Source organism: Streptomyces sp. NBC_00490, from assembly GCF_036013645.1.
GTDB classification, from domain to species: domain Bacteria; phylum Actinomycetota; class Actinomycetes; order Streptomycetales; family Streptomycetaceae; genus Streptomyces; species Streptomyces canus_F.
Window position 1 is genome coordinate 7,261,777 of record NZ_CP107869.1, and the last position, 22,002, is coordinate 7,283,778.

Consider the following 22,002-nt stretch of genomic DNA (forward strand, 5'->3'; position numbering starts at 1 on the left):
AGCGGGGGAGCGGACGGGGGCGCGTTCACCGCGCGATCTGTCCCGCCGATCACCTGGTGCCTACCGTCGAAGACAGGGCAGGGCACGGCGGGGAGGTTCGACCATGGCGGGACGAGGCCCGCGGACTGCGGGCGGCCGCCGACGCGCGGGTGACAGCGAGCACCACGCGTCCTCGGGCACGGCTTCCGGGCCGGGACGCGCACACGACGAATCCCTCGTCCGGATCCACGATCTGGCCGGCCGCCCCCGGGGCACCGGCTTCGTGGCCGACCACCACGGCACCGTGATCACCAGCCACGAGGCCGTCGACGGACTGCCGAGGCTGCTGCTCCACGCCACCGAGGACCGCCACTGCGTGGTGACCGCCGACGCGGTGACCGCCCTGCCCGAGCTGAACCTGGCCCTCGTACGGACCGAGGGGCTCGGCGTCGAACCGCTCCCCGTCACCGTGCGGGACCGGATCGAGACCGGTGCCTATGTGCGGATCGCCGCCGGGTGCTGGCGTGAGGCGAGGGTGCTCGGCGCGACCGCCGTGACGTACACCGCGACGGATCGCTTCCATCTCCTGGACAGCGCACTGGAGTTGGCGATCGGCACGGCCGGGCGGGACGCGCTGCGGCTGGGCGGCGGGGCGGCCGGCGGACCGGTACTCGACGCCGCGACCGGCGCGGTGGTCGGCGTCCTCGGCACCGCGCTGCAGGGCGGCGGCCGTGACGCCGGGTTCGCGGTCCCCCTGCTCCCGGCACCGCCCGGCCCGCTCGCCGAACTCCTCGCCGAGAACGCGGCGACCGTCCCCGCGTACGGCGTGGACCTCAACCTCGCGGGCGTACTGGAGCTGACGGCGACCTCGGTGGGTCAGGACGGCCCGCCGGGCGCGCTCGCGGGGTACGTCGGCCGGGCGAGCACCGGCACCCCAGGATCGGTGACACCGGTCCAACGGGCGGCCACGGCAGCGGAGTTCGCGGCCTTCACCGACGGTCCGGCCGCCGTTCTCGCCCTCGTCGGACCACCCGGCAGCGGCCGTACGACAGAACTCGCGTCCCTCGCCGCCCGCCGCAACCGGGGTGCCCGCCCCGCCCCGGCCCTGTGGCTGCGCGGCGCCGATCTGAGGGACGACGACACCTCGGTCGCGGACGCGGCACGCAGGGCGCTGACCCGGGCAACCCGGATCGTCGCCGCGTCACGCTCGGTGGACGTCGCCGACCTGGGCGATGTGACCCCTGAGCGGCTGGCCCGGCTCGCCCACACCGACGGCCGCCCCCTGCTCCTCCTCCTCGACGGCCCCGAGGAGATGCCACCCGTCCTGGCCCACCGCCTCACGGAATGGACCGACGGCACGGCGACATGGCTGGGGGAGACGAGGGCACGACTGGTGGTGGCGTGCCGGGAGGAGTACTGGGAGCGGGCGGGGGAGGGGTTCCCGGGAGGAATGCTGCACGGCCCGGATGCTGAGCCACTTCCGGCCCGTCCGGCGTCCGGGGGCGAGAAGCCGCCCTGCGTGCACCTGGCCGACCTGCACGAGGACGAAGCCCGCCAAGCCCGGGCCCGTTACGGCATCCCCGAGGACGCCCTCACCGACACCGACGCCCGCCACCCCCTCACCCTGCGCCTCCTGTCCGAGGTCCGAGCCGCCCTCCCCGACACCGACACGCCCGGCACCCGCGCGGATCGCCACGACGTCTTAGCCGCCCACCTCGACCTGATGTGCCTGCGCATCGCCGTCCGCCTCGCCGCCGAGAACGGCCTGCGCGGCACCGCCGTACGCCGCCTCGCCGCAAAGGTCTCCGGACAGGTGCACGAGGCCGCCCGCCGCAGCCTCGGCCCGGGCCAGGGCGAACTGGACCGCGAGTCGTTCGAGGCGGTGTTCCCCTGGGGCCAGGCCTCCGCCCGGCTCGGCGGCGGCACCGGCTGGGCGTCCGCCGTCCTCACCGAGGGCCTCCTGGTCCCCGCGGGCAACGGCTACCGCTTCGCCCACGAGGATGTCGCCGACTGGATCCAGGGCACGCACCTCGACCTGGACGAGGCCCTGCGCGCCCTGGTCCACCGCCGCAGCCCGCACCCCTTCCCGGTGCCGCACCACCGCATCGGCCCGGTCGTCCAGGCCCTGCTCCTCCAGTCCCGCCAGCACGGCACCCCCCGACTCGCCCTGCGCCTGGAGGAGTTGATCCAGGCACTGGACGCCGACCCCGACTCCTGGTGGGCGGCCCGACTCCTCACCGAGTCGTTGCTCCGCGTACCCGACGCGACGCCGTACACGGGCGTACTGCGCCTGCTCGCGGACCGCGTGGTGGACTGGCGACGCCAAGGACGCGACGAGGGGCTCGACGAGGAGCTCGACCAACTTCCCGTCCGGGCCACCGAGTTCGCCCCCGACTTCTGGCTGGCCCTGGCTCTGCCCCCGATCACCCTCTTCGACCTGCTCCGCCGTCTCGTCCTCGCCGACGGCCCCGCCCACGACACCGCCCCCCGCTTCCTGGACGCGGCCTCCGGGCTGCTCGCCGCCGACCCCACCGCCGTAGCGCCGCATCTGACGCGCTGGTTCGACGACGAGCGCCCGCTGCCCGCCACCCCGCACGCGACCGTCGCGAAGGCCGCGCAGGCGCTGCTGCACACCCACCGGCGGCTCGCCCTCGACGAGCTCACCGAGGTGCTCGTCGACTGCGCGCACCGGCGGGCCGACGAACTGCTCACCGTGCTCGCGGAGGACGAACCGTCGGCGCTGTGCCGGGCCGTGGACCGATGGGCGCACGACGAACGTCCCGACCGGAGGGTCGCGGCGGTGGCGTACGGCCTGTGCGCCGCCCCGCACCTGAGGACGGAGGCCGACCGCGAGCTGCTGCGCTACGCCGCGCTCACCCTGCTCGCCCGCCCCGCCGACTGCACCCTGCACGGCGGCGCGCTCGCCCTCCTCGTGCGCGATCCGCGCACGCGTGCCCGTCATCTCCCGCAGGCCCTCGGCCACTTCATGGCCGGCGACCCGCAGTTCCCGCCGAGTGCACTCGTCGCCGCAATGACCACACACCCGGAGCCGGTCCTCGACGCCTTCCGCGCCCGGCTGCGCCGCCCCGGCGCCGGAGCGGCCCTGCGCACCCTCGCCGACGTCACCACGCCCACGCAGGCCCGCCGGATCGCCGGTCTCGTGCGGGAGGCGGTGGAGCGGCGCCCGGAGACCGCGGCGGACATGGCCGCGTACGTCGACCGGCGCCTGGACCAGGGGCCGGGGGCGCGGGCGGTACTCCTCCCGCTGGTCACCGGCCTGCTGGACGGCGGCTCGGAGGAGGTGCGGGCCGCCCTCGCCGCCGTACTGGCCACCCCCGGCACCCCCGCCTCCCGCCCCCTCCGCCGAGAACTGCTCGAATTCCTGCTGAGCCACGAACACGCGCCCGCCGTCCTGGACACCCTCCTGCGCGCCGCCGCCCGCCACGCCGACGACGGACTGCGCGAACTCGTCCACCGCACCGGCCTTCTCCTCGTCCGCACCCCGGAGGGCGCGGCCCGTTTCGACCGCGGCCTGGTCGATCTCGGCCGTCAGGTGCCGGGCTTCGCGGCGCGGGTGGCGGGCTGGCTGACCGGCGCTCCGCAGCAGTGGGCGGCCGTGGTCGGCCCCAGTACCCGCCGGATGATCGAGAACCTGGCAGGCGTCCGCGTCCCCGCCTGACCCGCCCGCCCTACGTGCGTCGAGTCACAGCGTCCATGCCGATGCGGGCCGGAGCGACGCGGCATGGCACCCTTAGTCCTGCGTAAGAGATAAGCCGTACATACGGACACAGGTTCGACGAGGAGCGGTCACAGTGCAGCGCTGGCGTGGCTTGGAGGACATCCCCGAGGACTGGGGACGCAGCGTCGTCACCATCGGCTCCTACGACGGAGTCCACCGCGGACACCAGCTGATCATCCGGCACGCCGTGGAACGCGCCCGTGAGCTGGGCGTTCCCGCCGTCGTCGTCACCTTCGACCCGCACCCCAGCGAGGTCGTCCGCCCCGGCAGCCACCCGCCCCTGCTGGCCCCGCACCACCGCCGCGCCGAGCTGATGGCGGAGCTGGGCGTGGACGCGATCCTCATCCTGCCCTTCACGACGGAGTTCTCGAAGCTCTCGCCGGCCGAGTTCGTCGTCAAGGTGCTGGTCGACAAGCTGCGCGCCAAGGCGGTCGTCGAGGGCCCCAACTTCCGCTTCGGCCACAAGGCCGCGGGGAACGTGGAGTTCCTCGCCGAGCAGGGCAAGACGTACGACTTCGAGGTCGAGGTCATCGACCTGTTCGTGTGCGGCGAGGCGGGCGGCGGCGAGCCGTTCTCCTCCACCCTCACCCGCCGACTGGTCGCCGCCGGCGACGTCGAGGGCGCCCACGAGATCCTGGGCCGCCCGCACCGGGTCGAGGGTGTGGTCGTCCGGGGTGCGCAGCGCGGCCGCGAGCTGGGCTTCCCCACGGCCAACGTGGAGACCCTCCCGCACACCGCCATCCCCGCCGACGGCGTCTACGCCGGCTGGCTGCACGCCCAGGGCGAGGCGATGCCGGCCGCGATCTCCGTCGGCACCAACCCGCAGTTCGACGGCACCGAGCGCACGGTCGAGGCGTACGCCATCGACCGCGTCGGCCTCGACCTCTACGGCCTGCACGTCGCCGTCGACTTCCTCGCGTATGTGCGCGGCCAGGCGAAGTTCGACTCCCTGGAGGCCCTGCTGGAGCAGATGGCCGAGGACGTCAAGAAGTGCCGGGAGCTGATTTCGGCGGCCGAGTAGTCGTTCGTCCCGTTCCCACGACGCCGAAGGGCGGCCGGTGCTGGTGAGCACCGGCCGCCCTTCGCGTGTGCGGGCTACTGCTGCGGGGGCGCGGGCGGGTACGGCTGCCCGGGCTGTCCCGGCTGCGGGTAGGGCTGGCCGGGCTGCTGGGCCTGCTGAGGGTACGGCTGGGCTTGCTGAGGGTACGGCTGAGCCTGCTGCGGATAGGGCTGACCCGGCTGCGCGGCGTACGGGTGGCCCGGCTGCTGAGGCTGCTGCGGGTACGGCTGCCCGGGCATGGGCTGGCCCGGCATCGGCGGGGCCGCCACCGGGGGCGGGTTGCCGTCGCTGGTCCACAGGCCGTGCATCTGCTGGTGGCGTACGAAGTCCTCGGCGACCATCGCCGCGAGGTTGAAGTACGACTCCCGGACCTTCGGCCGCATCATGTCGAGGTCGACCTCGGCACCGGCCGCGAGGTGTTCGTCGAAGGGCACCACGATGACACCGCGGCAGCGCGTCTCGAAGTGGCTGACGATGTCGTCCACCTTGATCATCTTGCCGGTCTCGCGCACCCCCGAGATGACGGTGAGGGACCTCGACACGAGATCCGCGTACCCGTGCGCCGACAGCCAGTCCAGCGTCGTACTCGCGCTGCTCGCACCGTCGACGGACGGCGTCGAGATGATGATGAGCTGGTCGGCGAGGTCGAGCACACCGCGCATGGCGGAGTAGAGCAGACCGGTACCGGAGTCCGTCAGGATCACCGGGTACTGCTTGCCCAGCACATCGAGGGCCCGCCGGTAGTCCTCGTCGTTGAAGGCCGTGGACACGGCCGGGTCGACGTCGTTGGCGATGATCTCGAGCCCGGACGGCGCCTGGGAGGTGAACCGGCGGATGTCCATGTACGAGTTGAGGTACGGGATCGCCTGGACGAGGTCACGGATGGTGGCCCCGGTCTCCCTCCGCACCCGGCGGCCGAGGGTACCGGCGTCCGGGTTGGCGTCGATGGCGAGGATCTTGTCCTGCCGCTCGGTGGCGAGGGTCGAGCCGAGGGCGGTGGTGGTCGTGGTCTTGCCGACACCGCCCTTGAGGCTGATGACCGCGATGCGATAGCAGGACAGCACGGGCGTACGGATCAGCTCCAACTTCCGCTGCCGCTCGGCTTCTTCCTTCTTGCCACCGATCTTGAACCGGGAGGACTGAGCGGCGGGACGGCCGCTCTTCGCCTTCTGCTTCTTGTTGTTCAGCAGCCGGTCCGAGGACAGCTCCACCGCAGCGGTGTAACCGAGCGGCGCCGCACCGGGGTTGGTCATCTGCCGCTGGTCGTGCTGCATGGGCTGCGGCCAGGCGGTACCGGTGCGGGGGTCGACGGGGGGCTGGGGTGCCTGCGGGGCGAATCCCTGCGGCTGACCGTCGGGCTGGGGCTGCCCCTGCGGGACGCCCTGCTGAGGGTGGGGCTGGCCATCCTGCTGCGCGGGCGGCTGCGGGAAGCCGTAGCCACCGGGGGCGGGCGCCTGCGGGGCGTTGGGAGCACCGGGGTGCGGGAAGCCGTAGCCGGCCTGGGCGTTGGGAGCGGGGGCCGGAGCTCCGGGTTGCGGGAAGCCGTAACCGGCCTGCGGGCCGGGGGCGGGCGCCGGTTGGGCGTGCGGGTCCGAGGGGGTGGGGGCCGGGGGCTGTCCCTGCTGGGGGAAGCCGTAGCCGCCTTGGGCGTTGGGGGCCGGGGGCTGGGCAGCGCCGGGTTGCGGCTGGGGGGCGGGTGCGGGGGCTCCGCCGGGCTGCGGGAAGCCGTAACCGGCCGCTGCGGGAGGCGCGGTGGTTTGCGGGGTGCCGGGGGCGGGCGCCGGTTGGGCGTGCGGGGCGGAGGGAGTTCCGACCGGGGGCTGACCCTGTTGGGGGAAGCCGTAGCCGCCTTGGGGCTGGGGAGCGGTCGGCTGGGCGGCGCCGGGTTGCGGGAAGCCGTAACCGGGCTGCGGGTTGGGGGCTCCGCCGGACTGCGGGAAGCCGTGGCCGTCCTGCGGGGCGGGGGTGGTGGGCGGCTGCTGGGCCGCCGGGGTGCCGGGCTGCGGTGCGGCCGGGGCGGGTGCCGCGGGCGCGGGCGGCTGGTTCCAGGCGGCGGGCGCGGGCTGCGGGGCCTGCGGCTGGAAGGGCGGCTGCTGCTGCGGTACGGGCGGGTGAGGCTGCGCGGCCGTCGGCTGCGGGGCGGGTGCCGCCGGGACCGGCTGTTGGGGTTGGGGCTGGGGCTGGGGCGGCCACTGGGCCGCCGGGGCGGGAGCAGCGGGTTGGTACGACGGCGGCAGCGGCGGCATTCCGGCCTGCGGCGCCGGCGGGGGAGTCCAGGCGGGGGGTGCGTCCTGGGGTGCGCTGTCCGCGGGGGTGGTGTCCTCGGGCTCGGCGTCAGCCGGTACGGCGTCGGCGGGCTCAGGGCTCGTGGGTACGGCGTCGATGGGCTCCGCCGTCGCAGGTACGGCGTCCTCCGGCTCGGCCTCGGCAGGCGTCGCGTCCGAGAGCTCCGGGTCCTCCGGCTCGGCGTCGGTCGGCTCGGCGACGGCCTCCGAAAGCGCGGTCTCCTCCGCCTCGGTCTCCTCGTCGGGACCGGCGTCCTCCGGCTCGGTCGCCGCGGGCTCCGGGTCCTCCACGTCGGCGTCGGTGTCCTGGGACAGCGAGGTGTCGTCCGCGGCAGGCTCCGTGTCCTCGGCGGGGGTCTCCTCGGAGGCGCCCGGGAACGCCAGGACGTCGGCGTCGGCGTCTGTGTCGTTCTCCTCGGCCGTCACGTCCGGCTCCGTGATGTCCTCGGCAGCCGGTTCGACCGCTTCCGCGATGTCGTCGTCGGCCTCGTCCACCGCATCGGCACCCGGGGTGTCCGCCTCGGCATCCACCGACGGCTCCACGACGGCATCCTCGACGGAGTCGTCGGCGACGGGCTCGTCGGCAACGGAGGAATCGGCACCGTCGGCCTCTTCGGCCACCGTGGCGCGCTCCGCGATCTCGCGCTTCAGCGAGGCCGCGGAGAACCGCATCGTGGCGCCGCTCTCCAGGTCACCGTTCCCGGACTCCGGCTCCTCGTCCGCCGCAGGGGCAGGCGGAGCCGCGGGCGTGGGGAGGGTGAAGCTCGTCGGGGGCGCGGCGGGCGGCGCTGCCGGTGCGGGGTCGGGCTCCGCGGCGACCGGCGGCGTCACCGGCGTGGGCAGGGCGAAGCTCGACGGGGACGACGCGGGGGCAGCCGGAGCGCCCCACTGGGACTGGAACCCCGGAATGTTCGGCACGGCCGCCGGCGACCCGGCATCCGGGGCCGACGACTCGGACGGTGCGGGCTGCTGCGGCTGCGCGGCCTGCGGAGGCTGCGGCTCGAACCCGCTGCCCGCCGGAAGCCCGGGCACCGCACCCGGCCCCTCGCTCGACGGCGACGGCGCGGGCGGCTGGAACGGCGCACCCGGAGTCGGAGCCGGAGCCGGCGGCGTGAACGGGGCCCCGGGACCGGAAGACGTCGGCGCCGGAGGCGTGAAAGGCGCCCCCGGACCGGCAGCGGGCGGAGTGAAAGGAGCACCAGGACCCGGCGCGGGCGGCGTGAAGGGAACGCCCGGACCAGGCGCCGGAGGCGTGAACGGAGCCCCGGGCCCCGGAGCGGCACCCTGGGGACGCGAATGCGCGGGAGGCGTCAGCCCCGGGAGCGAGGAAGCGGACCAGTCCACGGGAGAGGGCGCGGCACCGGGCGTACCCGAAGCCGGCGAACCGGCCCCGGCCGACCCCGTCGTACCGGATGAACCAGCTGAACCGGACGTGCCGCCCGTGCCTGCCGATCCAGCCGTACCCGACGCGTTCTCCCCGTCGCCCGAACCCCCGGAAGCGTTCTGCGTGTACCAGGCAGGCGGCGCGTAGTCGATGGTGAACTCGCCCGTCATCTCGCTGGCGGACTCCGCGTCGGGCTGGTCATCGCCGGGTGTGGCCCAGCCCCCGCGGATCCCGTCCCGATCGCTGCTCACAATTCCTCCTGATGTGGTCGAGCACCCTCATACCGTGCTAGGGGCGACCTGTTCTTGTCGTCTTCTCGTCGTCCGAAGTCGTTCCAGGTCGTCCGATCCACCGGCTCTCCCCCTGGATATCAACGCCCGGTCCACGGGTTCTGGCGCCGCCCCCGGTACCAGCCTAATCACCACAAGCCCCACCCCGGCAGGCCCGTCCACCCCTGAGCGCACGTCCACCGCGTCACAACCTGCCCAGAACTGGCCTACACAGCTTTCGCATTCATGGTCAAAAAGGGCGATGTTCGTGAACACCCCGAACATAAACGGAAGGTGAGGGGAGACGAGCGGGACCTTCCCGAAGCGCCTTACCGGGCAGGGCTGTTGGGGCGGACGACGGCCCACCCCGAACCTCGCCCGAAACCGGCCGCCGGGCATAGTAGGGCCGATCCGATCACCGAAACGGTCATCGATCCGGTCACCATCCCGCCAGAAACAGAAGGGGCTCCTTCGCGTGAGCTTCGGCCCGCCTCCCTCGATCTACACCCAATCCGCACTCTCGGCCGACACCGCCCGCAGGCGCCGCCGCCGTACGACGCTGCTGGGCGCCGTGGCGGTCGCCGCGGCGGTCGCGCTGGGCGGAGGCGGCTGGCTCCTCGCGTCCGAGGACGACGGCGCACCCGCCGGCGCCGAGCAGGCCGTCGCGCAGAGCCCGGACGACATCAGGGAGACGACCGAGACGGTCCCCGCCTCGCCCGAGGGCCGGCTGATGATCGAGCACGACGAGGAGAACCTCGCCAAGACCAACGACGCCGCCCCTCGCTACGCGCCCGGCACCTGGGCCACCGACAAGGTCATGGTCAAGGGCGTCGCCAACCGTCTCGAGGGCTACAACATCGCCCTCGACGCCGACGAGAAGGCCTGGAGCCTCAAGCTGGACGGCCAGATCTGCGCCACCAGCAGACATGTCACCGCGGACGGCCGTACCGCCGTCGTCATCCAGCCTCCGCAGCCCAAGGGCTCGGAGAAGGAGGGCGTCTGCGACCAGGTGGTGTTCTTCGACCTCGACACCGGCGAGAAGCTGTGGCAGAAGAAGATGCCCGCGGCGAACTCCGCCTACGTCACCAACACCAACCTCACGCTCACGAAGGGCGTCGTCGCCGTGGCCTGGGGTCAGGGCTCCGTGGCGTACGACATGAAGTCCGGCGAGCAGCTGTGGAACAGCAGCCTCGGCTCCAAGTGCCAGGACAAGGCCTTCGCCGGCGGCCGCGCCCTGCTGTCCCTGCTCAGCTGCGGATCACCGCCCGACGTCACCTTCCAGGTGCAGAAGCTGGACCCGCGCACGGGCAAGGTGCGGTGGACGTACCGGGTCGCCCGTGGGGTCCAGACCGTCTATCTGCCGTCGTCCGATCCGCCGGTGCTCGCCGTCGCCGCGGGGGACAGCGAGGTGACCGACCTGATCTCGCTCGACAGCGCGGGCAAGCGCCGTACGACCATCGCGCTGAACGGCTACGACGCGAAGTGCGGCGAGCGGTACTTCGGACTGTCGTTCTTCGGCGAGTACGAGACCTGCGACGGCCTGGTCGTCGGACGCGACCGGGCCTTCGTCACCAGCGAGGAGAACATCGCCGCCAACCAGCCGTCGGGCTGGATCGTGGCGTTCGACCTGGTGACGGGCAGGACGGCCGGCAAGTTCGACGGGCGCGAGCTGCAGAAGGTCCATCCGCTGCGGATGAGCGGCGACGACCTCCTGATCTACCGGAGCGGTGCGGGCACCGTCGCCCCGGCCGCCGTGGTGCGCTGGAACCCGAGGACGGACAAGGAGACCCCACTCCTCCTCTTCACCCTCCCGGACGACGAGGACGGCGAGCTCAGCGACCCGGAGCAGTCGGACATCCTCTACCACCGGGGCCGGGTCTTCTTCGGGAAGCGGGAACTGGTCGCCGACGACAAGTACCCGACCGACCCGGTCCTGATGGCCCTCGCCGTCGGGGGCGCCGGACTGAAGCACTGAGAGAGCGAAGAGGGGCGGCACGCACGCGTGCCGCCCCTCACCGTCACTCCGCCTCTTGCGGCGCCGGCTCGATGTCGAACTCCCCGTCCCGCGCACCCAGCACGAACGCCCGCCACTCCGCCTCCGTGTACCGCAGCACGGTCTCCGGCTCCAGCGAGGACCGCATGGCCACGGCGCCCTCGGGCAGGTACGCGATCTCGACCCGCTCCTCGTGCTCCTCGGTGCCCGGCGCGCTGTGCCACTCGACGCCCGAGATGTCGAGGGCGTAGAGCTCGTCCCGCTCCCGCTCCTTGCGCGCCTTGATCTCCTCTGCCGTCTCCGCCATGTCCCGGCGACCCCTTCCGACGTCGTACGACCACGATCCGAGCGCTCACCCTAGTGGCCCCCCGCGCCCCATCAGGGTGCTTCCGGAACCGGGGCGAAGGCCCCCACCTTTGCCTGGTACCCTGAGTGACGGCCGTTCGTGTACGCACCCCCGGAGCCCTTCGCTCTGGAGGCCGCGCCCAGCGGATCCCCGCCTCCCGAGTAACGGAAGCTCCCCCGAGACACAGACCGGGGGCACTCGGTGGCCATTTTCAGACTACGAGGAGTTTCGAGTGCCGCTCGATGCCGCAGTGAAGAAGCAGCTCATCGCCGAGTTCGGTCAGAAGGAAGGCGACACCGGCTCCCCCGAGGTCCAGGTCGCCATGCTCTCGCGCCGGATCTCGGACCTGACCGAGCACCTCAAGACCCACAAGCACGACCACCACTCCCGTCGTGGTCTGCTGATCCTGGTCGGTCAGCGCCGCCGCCTTCTCCAGTACCTGGCGAAGAAGGACATCCAGCGCTTCCGCGCGCTGGTCGACCGCCTCGGCATCCGCCGCGGTGCGGCGGGCGCCAAGTAAGACGTCATGTGGGGAGCGGTTCCCGAAACGAGTCGGGGGTCGCTCCCTTTGCCGTACGTGCGGAAACGTGCGGAGTGTCACACCTACTTTGTAGTGTGGTAGCACAACGCAGTACCAAGCAGTACCACGAGGAGAAGTGCACCTCGCCGCCGCCGGTCCTCGGTAGTGGCTCCCGGGCAATGCGAACCCGGGTGCTTCGATCGAAGACCGGCCCGCAACAGACGGAGCGCTTCTCCGCCCATGTCCCCCCGCCACACGGGCGGGCCGGGACAAAAGACGAAAAGTAATGGAGAAACGCTAGTGGAGAACGAGACCCACTACGCCGAGGCCGTCATCGACAACGGCTCCTTCGGCACCCGCACCATCCGCTTCGAGACGGGCCGCCTGGCCAAGCAGGCCGCCGGCTCCGCCGTGGCGTATCTGGACGACGACACCATGGTGCTGTCGGCCACCACCGCCTCCAAGAACCCCAAGGAAAACCTCGACTTCTTCCCCCTCACGGTGGACGTCGAGGAGCGGATGTACGCCGCCGGCAAGATCCCCGGCAGCTTCTTCCGCCGTGAGGGTCGTCCCTCCGAGGACGCCATCCTCACCTGTCGCCTCATCGACCGTCCGCTGCGCCCGTCCTTCAAGAAGGGCCTGCGCAACGAGATCCAGGTCGTCGCCACGATCATGGCGCTCAACCCCGACCACCTGTACGACGTCGTGGCGATCAACGCCGCCTCCGCGTCCACCCAGCTGGCCGGTCTGCCCTTCTCCGGCCCGATCGGCGGCGTCCGCGTCGCGCTGATCAACGGCCAGTGGGTCGCGTTCCCGACGCACACCGAGCTCGAGGACGCCGTCTTCGACATGGTCGTCGCCGGTCGCGTCCTGGAGGACGGCGACGTCGCGATCATGATGGTCGAGGCCGAGGCCACCGAGAAGACCATCCAGCTGGTCGCGGGCGGCGCCGAGGCGCCGACCGAGGAGGTCGTCGCCTCCGGTCTGGACGCCGCGAAGCCCTTCATCAAGGTGCTCTGCAAGGCCCAGGCCGACCTCGCCGCGAAGGCTGCCAAGCCGACCGGCGAGTTCCCGGTCTTCCTCGACTACCAGGACGACGTCCTGGAGGCGCTCGCCGCCGCCGTCCGCCCGGAGCTCGCCTCCGCGCTGACGATCGCGGGCAAGCAGGACCGAGAGGCCGAGCTGGACCGCGTCAAGGGTCTGGCCGCCGAGAAGCTCCTGCCGGAGTTCGAGGGCCGCGAGAAGGAGATCTCCGCCGCGTACCGCTCCCTGACCAAGCAGCTCGTCCGCGAGCGCGTGATCAAGGAGAAGAAGCGCATCGACGGCCGCGGTGTCACGGACATCCGTACGCTCGCCGCTGAGGTCGAGGCCATCCCGCGCGTGCACGGCTCCGCGGTGTTCGAGCGTGGCGAGACCCAGATCCTGGGCGTCACCACCCTCAACATGCTCCGCATGGAGCAGCAGCTGGACACCCTCTCCCCGGTGACCCGCAAGCGCTACATGCACAACTACAACTTCCCGCCGTACTCCGTCGGCGAGACCGGCCGCGTCGGCTCCCCGAAGCGCCGCGAGATCGGCCACGGCGCTCTCGCCGAGCGCGCCATCGTGCCGGTCCTGCCGACGCGCGAGGAGTTCCCCTACGCGATCCGTCAGGTGTCCGAGGCGCTGAGCTCGAACGGCTCGACGTCGATGGGCTCGGTCTGCGCCTCCACCATGTCGCTGCTGAACGCCGGTGTGCCCCTCAAGGCCCCCGTCGCCGGTATCGCCATGGGCCTGATCTCCCAGGAGATCAACGGCGAGACGCACTACGTCGCCCTCACCGACATCCTCGGTGCGGAGGACGCCTTCGGCGACATGGACTTCAAGGTCGCCGGCACCAAGGAGTTCGTCACCGCCCTCCAGCTGGACACCAAGCTGGACGGCATCCCCGCCTCCGTCCTGGCCGCGGCCCTCAAGCAGGCCCGTGACGCCCGCCTCCACATCCTCGACGTGATGATGGAAGCGATCGACACGCCGGACGAGATGTCCCCCAACGCCCCGCGGATCATCACGGTCAAGATCCCCGTGGACAAGATCGGTGAGGTCATCGGCCCGAAGGGCAAGATGATCAACCAGATCCAGGAGGACACCGGCGCCGACATCACGATCGAGGACGACGGCACCATCTACATCGGTGCCCAGCAGGGCTCGCAGGCCGAGGCCGCGCGCGCCACGATCAACTCGATCGCCAACCCGACCATGCCGGAGGTCGGCGAGCGCTACCTGGGTACGGTCGTCAAGACCACCACCTTCGGTGCGTTCGTGTCGCTGCTCCCGGGCAAGGACGGACTGCTGCACATCTCGCAGATCCGCAAGCTCGCCGGCGGCAAGCGCGTGGAGAACGTCGAGGACGTCGTCGCCGTGGGCTCCAAGGTCCAGGTCGAGATCGCCGAGATCGACTCCCGCGGCAAGCTCTCCCTGATCCCGGTCATCGAGGGCGAAGAGAACGATGAGAAGAAGGACGACACCGACAAGTGACGTCGAGTAGCTCACCGGCGACGGCCCGCACCTCTTCGGAGGCGCGGGCCGTCGCCCGTACCCAAACCCTCGTCAAGGGCGCGAACGGCATCGGCACGGTCCGCAAGACGACCCTCCCGGGCGGCCTGCGCATCGTCACCGAGACGCTGCCCTCGGTCCGCTCCGCCACCTTCGGCATCTGGGCCCACGTCGGCTCCCGTGACGAGACCCCGTCCCTGAACGGTGCCACGCACTACCTGGAGCACCTGCTCTTCAAGGGCACCACGCGCAGGTCGGCGCTGGACATCTCCTCGGCGATCGACGCGGTCGGCGGCGAGATGAACGCGTTCACGGCGAAGGAGTACACGTGCTACTACGCACGCGTGCTCGACACCGACCTGCCGCTCGCCATCGACGTCGTCTGCGACATGCTCACGGGCTCGCTGATCCTCGAGGACGACGTCAACGTCGAGCGGGGCGCGATCCTCGAAGAGATCGCCATGACCGAGGACGACCCGGGCGACTGTGTGCACGACCTGTTCGCGCACACCATGTTCGGCGACAACCCCCTCGGCCGCCCGGTCCTCGGCACGGTCGACACCGTCAACGCCCTCACCGCCGACCGCATCCGCCGCTTCTACAAGAAGCACTACGACCCGACACACCTGGTCGTGGCGGCCGCCGGCAACATCGACCACAACACGGTCGTCCGACAGGTCCGCGCCGCCTTCGAGAAGGCGGGCGCCCTCAAGAACACCGACGCCACGCCCATCGCCCCGCGCGAGGGCAGGCGCGCCCTGCGCACCGCGGGCCGCGTCGAGCTGCTCGGCCGCAAGACCGAGCAGGCGCACGTCGTCCTCGGCATGCCGGGCCTGGCCCGCACCGACGAGCGCCGCTGGTCGCTGGGCGTGCTGAACACCGCGCTGGGCGGCGGCATGTCCTCCCGGCTCTTCCAGGAGGTCCGCGAGAAGCGGGGCCTGGCCTACAGCGTGTACTCGTACACCTCGGGCTTCGCCGACTGCGGCCTGTTCGGCGTGTACGCGGGCTGCCGGCCCTCGCAGGTCCACGACGTGCTGAAGATCTGCCGCGACGAACTCGACCACGTCGCCGAGCACGGCCTGACCGACGACGAGATCGACCGCGCCATCGGCCAGCTCCGCGGCTCCACCGTCCTCGGCCTGGAGGACACCGGCGCGCTCATGAACCGCATCGGCAAGAGCGAGCTGTGCTGGGGCGAGCAGATGTCCGTCGACGACATGCTGGCCCGGATAGCGTCGGTCACCCCGGACGACGTCCGCGAGGTCGCCCGCGACATCCTGGGACAGCGGCCCTCGCTGTCGGTCATCGGCCCCCTCAAGGACAAGCAGGCGTCGCGGCTGCACGAGGCCGTGGCCTGACCCGGTCCGACTCCGAGACTCCAGAACCCGGTTAAGGAAGCAAGAAGATGAGCAAGCTGCGCGTGGCGGTCCTCGGTGCCAAGGGCCGGATCGGCTCCGAGGCGGTACGGGCCGTGGAGGCCGCCGAGGACATGGAGCTGGTCGCCGCCCTGAGCCGGGGCGACAAGCTGGAGACGCTGGCCGAGACGGGCGCCCAGGTCGCCGTCGAACTGACCACGCCCGACTCGGTGATGACCAATCTCGAGTACTGCGTCGGCCACGGTATCCACGCCGTCGTCGGCACGACGGGCTGGACCGACGAGCGCCTCGCGCAGCTGAACGGCTGGCTGGCCGCCTCCCCGGAGACCGGCGTCCTCATCGCGCCGAACTTCTCCATCGGGGCCGTCCTCAACATGAAGTTCGCGCAGATCGCCGCGCCCTACTTCGAGTCGGTGGAGGTCGTCGAACTGCACCACCCGAAGAAGGTCGACGCCCCGTCCGGCACCGCCACGCGCACGGCCCAGCTCATCGCCGCGGCCCGCGCCGAGGCGGGCACGGCCCCGGCGCCGGACGCCACGGAGACGGGTCTGGACGGCGCGCGCGGCGCGGACGTCGACGGGGTTCCCGTCCACTCCGTCCGGCTGCGCGGCCTGCTGGCCCACCAGGAGGTCCTGCTGGGCGGCGAGGGCGAGACGCTGACCATCCGTCACGACTCGCTCCACCACAGCAGCTTCATGCCGGGCATCCTGCTGGGCGCCCGCCGCGTGGTCACCACTCCCGGCGTCACCTTCGGCCTGGAACACTTCCTGGACCTGAGCTGATGCGCGCCAAGCTGTCCTACGCCATAACGGCCGCCGTCCTGGTCTTCTACTTCGTCCTGGTCGGCAGCCGCGGCGTCATGCTCATCCAGACCGGCACGCTCCTGACCGTCACCTTCGGCGTGGCGGTGCTGATCCTGCCGGTCATCGGCGTGTGGTTCCTGTGGAAGAACACCGAGTTCGTCCGCAAGGCCAACCGGCTCGCCGCCGAACTCGACGCCGAGGGCGGCCTGCCCCTCGACGAACTGCAGCGCACCCCCAGCGGCCGTATCGACCGCGACTCGGCCGACGAGGTCTTCGCCCAGCGCAAGGCCGAGACGGAGGCGGCGCCCGACGACTGGCGCAGCTGGTTCCGCCTCGCCGTCGCCTACCACGACGCCCGCGACACCCCGCGCGCCCGCAAGGCGATGCAGCGCGCGATCGCCCTGCACGAGGGAAGGCCGGTCCGGGCCTGACCGACGCACACCGAAGGGGCCGGCCCGCAGCAGCTGCGGACCGGCCCCTTCGCCGTCTCTACGGGCGTCTCAACCGCGCTGGTACTCCGCGCCCCACGCCTCCACCGCGTCGGCAGCCCGGTCGAACGCCTCGGGGCGCGCCAGGAAGTCCGCGTTGTGCGTGGTCAGCAGCGGCACCGCGGCCCCGGCCGCCCGGTCATGGCGTACGACGGTCAGCGCCTGCCCCTGCACCGTCCGCGGCAGCCCCAGCCAGCGCACCGGCTGCTGCACCGTCCGCACGGCGACGATCTTGTCCCAGCGCGTCGTACGCGTGAGGAAGAACGCCACCTGGCGCACTCCGCGGGCGCTCACCCACACCCCCATGCGCAGCAGCCGCAGCGCGACGGCGATGACGGCCAGCGCGATCCCGAAGACCACACCGCCCTCGGACGCGGAGCCGGTGAGGGCGATGATGACCGCCGCGAACAGCACATACGAGGCGAGCAGCAACAGCAGCGCCGCCGCACCCACCCGATAGGGGCCGGGCCGGTAGGGACGCCGCCAGTGCTCGCGGTCGTCGAAGGGCAGCGCGACGTCGTCGGCTGTCTCGAATGCGCGGTCGGCCGTCAGGAAGGGCAGGGGCACGACTGGTCCTCACTCAATCCATGCGGTGGGCTGTGCCCGGTGAGGCTATCCGCCGGTGTCTTCTGGATCCACCCTTGGGGGTCCATGGGGGTCCCTCCCACGCCATTTGGGGCAGTGGGGGAGAGTCAGTGTCCCTGGGACGCTTGTGACTCCTGCGTCGAGGCAGGGGAGTGATCGAGCGTCAGCGCCGGCATCCCGAGAATCAGGGATCCCACCAGTGCGGCGACGATGGTGACCCCCAGAAGCCAGCTCCCGGCTATCTGCCCCGCGGTGGACTTCCCAGCGGGTGGGGGAGTGACATTGCTGCGGAACCTGTCGGCCTCGGCGACGAAGGCGAACGGGACGGGCTCACGCCGACGGAACATCGGGGGACGCTCCTCTCGAGCTCGAATAAGTGACTGTTATTGATACAGACGCACGAGTGCCACAAAAGGTGCCCTGATGCCCCGAATTCGCAGAACTTCACCGAAGATGTCGCGTCCCGGCACCGAACGCCCCGATGTCAGTGCCGGGCCGTAGAGTGGGCGCCGCCCGAGAGAAGTGATGGAAGGACCCTCCGAGCCGTGACCGACACCCCCGCCGACGACCTCAAGCCCAGCTTCCGTAGCGACGTCACCGTCGAGCTGGTCAAGCACACCGCGGCCGACTCGGACGTCCTGTGGGCCGCCCGCGTCTCCACCGCCGGCGAGCAGTCCCTGGAAGAGCTGCAGAAGGACCCCGAGCGCTCCAAGGGCCTCATCAACTACCTGATGAGAGACCGGCACGGCAGCCCCTTCGAGCACAACTCGATGACCTTCTTCATCAGCGCCCCGATCCTCGTCTTCCGCGAGTTCATGCGGCACCGCGTGGGCTGGTCCTACAACGAGGAATCCGGCCGCTACAGGGAGCTGGAGCCGGTCTTCTACGTCCCCGGCGCGGACCGCAAGCTCGTCCAGGAGGGCCGCCCCGGCAAGTACGTCTTCGTCGAGGGCACCGAGGCCCAGCAGCAGCTGGTCACCCGCACGATGGAGGACTCCTACCGGCAGGCCTACGAGGCCTACCAGGAGATGCTCGCCGCCGGCGTCGCCCGCGAGGTCGCCCGCGCTGTCCTCCCCGTCGGCCTGTTCTCCTCGATGTACGCGACCTGCAACGCGCGCTCGCTGATGCACTTCCTCGGTCTGCGCACCCAGCACGAACTGGCGAAGGTCCCGTCGTTCCCGCAGCGGGAGATCGAGATGGTCGGCGAGAAGATGGAGGCGGAGTGGGCCAAGCTCATGCCGCTCACCTACGCGGCCTTCAACGCGAACGGTCGTGTGGCGCCGTAACGCACCCGCGTTCTCCCTCCGGGCACAGATGTACGGGTCAGTCGTGCGAAGTGTCCGTATTGCGGCATTTGGAGAAGTTCATCTAGCCTGATCAAACGGACCCGGCACTGCTTGAACCCCCGAGCAGGCAGTGCCGGGCTCCTTCTTTGTCATGACTTTTCCAGCCCCCCGAGGGCAGACCACGTCTTGAGCAGCGAGTAGCGTGTTACCCATGGCTCCGACCTCCACTCCGCAGACCCCCTTCGGGCGGGTCCTCACCGCCATGGTCACGCCCTTCACGGCGGACGGCGCGCTCGACCTCGACGGCGCGCAGCGGCTCGCAACCCACCTGGTGGACGCAGGCAACGACGGCCTGATCATCAACGGCACCACCGGTGAGTCCCCCACCACCAGCGACGCGGAGAAAACGGACCTCGTACGAGCCGTGCTGGAAGCGGTCGGCGACCGCGCCCACGTCGTCGCCGGCGTCGGCACCAACGACACCCACCACAGCCTCGAACTCGCCCGTACGGCCGAGAGGACCGGCGCCCACGGCCTGCTCGTCGTCACGCCGTACTACAACAAGCCCCCGCAGGAGGGCCTGTACCGGCACTTCAAGGCCCTCGCCGACGCCACCGAGCTGCCGGTCATGCTCTACGACATTCCCGGCCGCAGCGGTGTCCCGATCAACAGCGAGACGCTGGTCCGCCTGGCCGAGCACCCGCGCATCGTCGCCAACAAGGACGCCAAGGGCGACCTCGGCCGCGCCAGCTGGGCCATCGCCCGCTCCGGCCTCGCCTGGTACTCCGGCGACGACATGCTGAACCTGCCGCTGCTCTCCGTGGGCGCGGTCGGCTTCGTCTCGGTCGTCGGCCACCTGGTCACCCCCGAGCTGCGCGCACTGGTGGAGGCGTACACCTCCGGCGACGTCCAGAAGGCGACCGAGATCCACCAGAAGCTGCTCCCGGTCTACACGGGCATGTTCCGCACGCAGGGCGTCATGACCACGAAGGCCGCGCTCGCCCTCCAGGGCCTGCCCGCCGGACCCCTGCGCGCCCCCATGGTGGAGCTCACGTCAGAAGAGACCGAGCAGCTCAAGATCGATCTTGCCGCCGGCGGGGTACAGCTCTGACAACGGACTTCGCGCGCCCCCGGCGCGCAACAGACTTCACAACTGAATAGGCAGGCCACCGGTGCCTGCCACCCACAACGACAACTGCTACTAGCACGAACGTCATGCGCGCCACGTGCCCTACCGGTACGTGGCGCGTGTGGTGAGGAGAGTCTTTTGAGTCATCCGCATCCTGAACTCGGTACGCCCCCGCCGCTCCCGGAGGGCGGCCTGCGGGTAACCCCGCTCGGCGGTCTCGGCGAGATCGGCCGAAACATGACGGTCTTCGAGTACGGCGGCCGTCTTCTGATCGTCGACTGCGGCGTCCTCTTCCCCGAGGAGGAGCAGCCCGGGATCGACCTGATCCTGCCGGACTTCTCGTCCATCAGGGACCGCCTCGACGACATCGAGGGCATCGTGCTCACGCACGGCCACGAGGACCACATCGGTGCCGTCCCCTTCCTGCTCCGCGAGAAGCCGGACATCCCGCTGATCGGCTCCAAGCTGACCCTCGCTCTGATCGAGGCGAAGCTCCAGGAGCACCGGATCCGTCCGTACACCCTCGAGGTGGTGGAGGGGAACCGCGAGCGCATCGGTCCCTTCGACTGCGAGTTCATCGCGGTCAACCACTCCATCCCGGACGCTCTGGCCGTGGCCATCCGCACCCCTGCGGGCATGGTGGTCCACACCGGCGACTTCAAGATGGACCAGCTGCCGCTGGACAACCGTCTGACGGACCTGCACGCGTTCGCACGCCTGAGCGAGGAGGGGATCGACCTCCTCCTGTCCGACTCGACGAACGCCGAGGTGCCGGGGTTCGTCCCGCCGGAGCGGGACATCTCCAACGTCCTGCACCAGGTCTTCGGCAACGCCCGCAAGCGGATCATCGTGGCGAGCTTCGCCAGCCACATCCACCGCATCCAGCAGATCCTGGACGCGGCCAACGAGTACGGCCGCAGGGTCGCCTTCGTCGGCCGCTCGATGGTCCGCAACATGGGCATCGCGCGGGACCTGGGCTATCTGAAGGTCCCGCCGGGCCTGGTGGTCGACGTCAAGACGCTCGACGACCTTCCCGACCGCGAGGTGGTCCTGGTCTGCACGGGCTCCCAGGGCGAACCGATGGCCGCCCTGTCCCGGATGGCCAACCGCGACCACCAGATCCGGATCGTCAACGGCGACACCGTGATCCTGGCGTCGTCCCTGATCCCCGGCAACGAGAACGCGGTCTACCGCGTGATCAACGGCCTGACCCGCTGGGGCGCCAACGTCGTCCACAAGGGCAACGCCAAGGTCCATGTCTCGGGCCATGCCTCGGCCGGCGAACTGCTGTACTTCTACAACATCTGCCGCCCGAAGAACCTGATGCCGGTCCACGGTGAATGGCGGCACCTGCGCGCCAACGCCGAGCTCGGCGCCCTCACCGGCGTCCCGCACGACCGGATCGTCATCGCGGAGGACGGCGTCGTCGTCGACCTCATCGAGGGCAAGGCCAAGATCTCCGGCAAGGTCCAGGCGGGTTACGTGTACGTCGACGGCCTCTCGGTCGGCGATGTGGGCGAACCGGCCCTCAAGGACCGCCGCATCCTCGGCGACGAGGGCATCATCTCGGTCTTCGTGGTCCTCGACTCGTCGACCGGGAAGATCACGGGCGGACCGCACGTCCAGGCCCGTGGCTCGGGTATCGAGGACTCGGCGTTCGCCGACGTGATCCCGAGGATCACGGAGGTCCTCGAGCGCTCGGCCCAGGACGGTGTGGTCGAACCCCACCAGATGCAACAGCTGGTGCGGCGGACCCTGGGCAAGTGGGTCTCCGACACCTATCGCCGCAGGCCGATGATCCTCCCGGTGGTGGTGGAGGTCTGACGGCCTGTCGGACATCCGTACGCGTGAACCTGGAGCGGGGCTCCTCGATTTGCATCGAGGAGCCCCGCTCCAGTACGTTTACGGCTCCGCCTGAACGGGAACCCGATCGCTTCGTGCGTCGGAACCAGTCCCCGAAGCGGGTGGGAATTCCGACTCAGAATCTCTGATAAAGTCGGAGCCGCCGGAAAGGGAAACGCGAAAGCGGGAACCTGGAAAGCACCGAGGAAATCGGAACCGGAAACGGTCTGATAGAGTCGGAAACGCAAGACCGAAGGGAAAAGCCCGGAGGAAAGCCCGAGAGGGTGAGTACAAAGGAAGCGTCCGTTCCTTGAGAACTCAACAGCGTGCCAAAAATCAACGCCAGATTAGTTGATACCCCGTCTCCGGCCGTCATGGTCGTA

The 22,002-nt window shown here is 71.0% G+C and carries 15 protein-coding genes and 1 pseudogene; 11 read left to right on the forward strand and 5 right to left on the reverse strand.

The features are described 5' to 3' along the window. The first annotated feature begins 103 nt into the window (after positions 1–103). Both OG381_RS33330 and OG381_RS33335 read left to right on the forward strand, forming a co-directional pair. A complete protein-coding gene (locus tag OG381_RS33330) occupies positions 104–3,658 on the forward strand; it encodes a trypsin-like peptidase domain-containing protein (RefSeq protein WP_327719706.1) in 3,555 nt (1,184 codons plus the stop codon). 133 nt (positions 3,659–3,791) lie between these two features. Next, on the forward strand, positions 3,792–4,739 hold the full coding sequence (locus tag OG381_RS33335) for a bifunctional riboflavin kinase/FAD synthetase (RefSeq protein ID WP_327719707.1): 948 nt from the start codon (positions 3,792–3,794) through the stop codon (positions 4,737–4,739). Between the two features lie 74 nt (positions 4,740–4,813). Here OG381_RS33335 and OG381_RS33340 read toward each other — a convergent pair whose 3' ends face one another. Together OG381_RS33340 and OG381_RS49685 are read right to left on the reverse strand one after the other, a co-directional pair. Further along, a complete protein-coding gene (locus OG381_RS33340; RefSeq protein ID WP_443062057.1) occupies positions 4,814–7,735 on the reverse strand; it encodes an AAA family ATPase in 2,922 nt (973 codons plus the stop codon). A gap of 882 nt (positions 7,736–8,617) precedes the next feature. Continuing rightward, positions 8,618–8,698 (reverse strand): annotated as a pseudogene (locus OG381_RS49685) (SCO5717 family growth-regulating ATPase); the annotation flags it as partial. Positions 8,699–9,191: 493 nt separating this feature from the next. Between OG381_RS49685 and OG381_RS33345 the strand changes: the two are divergent. Then, positions 9,192–10,691, forward strand: a complete 1,500-nt coding sequence (locus OG381_RS33345) for an outer membrane protein assembly factor BamB family protein (protein ID WP_327719709.1) — start codon at positions 9,192–9,194, stop codon at positions 10,689–10,691. Between the two features lie 43 nt (positions 10,692–10,734). Here OG381_RS33345 and OG381_RS33350 read toward each other — a convergent pair whose 3' ends face one another. After that, positions 10,735–11,016, reverse strand: coding sequence for a DUF397 domain-containing protein (locus tag OG381_RS33350; protein WP_307025167.1), 282 nt, complete (start codon positions 11,014–11,016; stop codon positions 10,735–10,737). A gap of 271 nt (positions 11,017–11,287) precedes the next feature. On the opposite strand from OG381_RS33350, the gene rpsO reads away from it, so the two are divergent. The 5 genes from rpsO to OG381_RS33375 all read left to right on the forward strand — a co-directional run bounded on the left by rpsO (position 11,288) and on the right by OG381_RS33375 (position 16,720). Continuing rightward, entirely contained in the window at positions 11,288–11,575 is a 288-nt protein-coding gene (gene rpsO, locus OG381_RS33355) for a 30S ribosomal protein S15 (protein ID WP_046263478.1), read from the forward strand. Between the two features lie 300 nt (positions 11,576–11,875). After that, positions 11,876–14,092: a polyribonucleotide nucleotidyltransferase gene (locus OG381_RS33360; protein WP_307025165.1), complete on the forward strand. Its 2,217-nt coding sequence runs from the start codon at positions 11,876–11,878 to the stop codon at positions 14,090–14,092. Further along, positions 14,089–15,468 (forward strand): M16 family metallopeptidase, encoded by a 1,380-nt coding sequence (locus tag OG381_RS33365; RefSeq protein WP_327719710.1) that lies wholly within the window; start codon positions 14,089–14,091, stop codon positions 15,466–15,468. Before OG381_RS33360 ends, OG381_RS33365 begins: the two co-directional genes overlap by 4 nt. A gap of 47 nt (positions 15,469–15,515) precedes the next feature. Further along, positions 15,516–16,268 carry a 4-hydroxy-tetrahydrodipicolinate reductase gene (gene dapB, locus OG381_RS33370; protein ID WP_327719711.1) on the forward strand — a complete coding sequence of 251 codons (753 nt, stop codon included), beginning with the start codon at positions 15,516–15,518 and terminating at the stop codon, positions 16,266–16,268. Then, positions 16,268–16,720, forward strand: a complete 453-nt coding sequence (locus OG381_RS33375; protein WP_327719712.1) for a hypothetical protein — start codon at positions 16,268–16,270, stop codon at positions 16,718–16,720. The genes dapB and OG381_RS33375 overlap by 1 nt, the downstream gene beginning before the upstream one ends. 69 nt (positions 16,721–16,789) lie before the next feature. On the opposite strand, the gene OG381_RS33380 is transcribed toward OG381_RS33375, so the two are convergent. Further along, positions 16,790–17,344 (reverse strand): hypothetical protein, encoded by a 555-nt coding sequence (locus OG381_RS33380; protein ID WP_327719713.1) that lies wholly within the window; start codon positions 17,342–17,344, stop codon positions 16,790–16,792. A 125-nt stretch (positions 17,345–17,469) separates the two neighbouring features. Then, positions 17,470–17,709 carry a hypothetical protein gene (locus OG381_RS33385; protein ID WP_327719714.1) on the reverse strand — a complete coding sequence of 80 codons (240 nt, stop codon included), beginning with the start codon at positions 17,707–17,709 and terminating at the stop codon, positions 17,470–17,472. A 198-nt stretch (positions 17,710–17,907) separates the two neighbouring features. On the opposite strand from OG381_RS33385, the gene thyX reads away from it, so the two are divergent. The 3 genes from thyX to OG381_RS33400 all read left to right on the forward strand — a co-directional run bounded on the left by thyX (position 17,908) and on the right by OG381_RS33400 (position 21,601). Further along, the gene (gene thyX / locus OG381_RS33390) at positions 17,908–18,648 is read left to right on the forward strand and encodes an FAD-dependent thymidylate synthase (protein ID WP_046263471.1); all 741 of its coding nucleotides are present in this window, start codon (positions 17,908–17,910) and stop codon (positions 18,646–18,648) included. 211 nt (positions 18,649–18,859) lie between these two features. Next, entirely contained in the window at positions 18,860–19,759 is a 900-nt protein-coding gene (gene dapA / locus OG381_RS33395; protein WP_327719715.1) for a 4-hydroxy-tetrahydrodipicolinate synthase, read from the forward strand. A 156-nt stretch (positions 19,760–19,915) separates the two neighbouring features. Beyond that, positions 19,916–21,601: a ribonuclease J gene (locus OG381_RS33400; protein ID WP_327719716.1), complete on the forward strand. Its 1,686-nt coding sequence runs from the start codon at positions 19,916–19,918 to the stop codon at positions 21,599–21,601. Positions 21,602–22,002 lie beyond the last annotated feature (401 nt).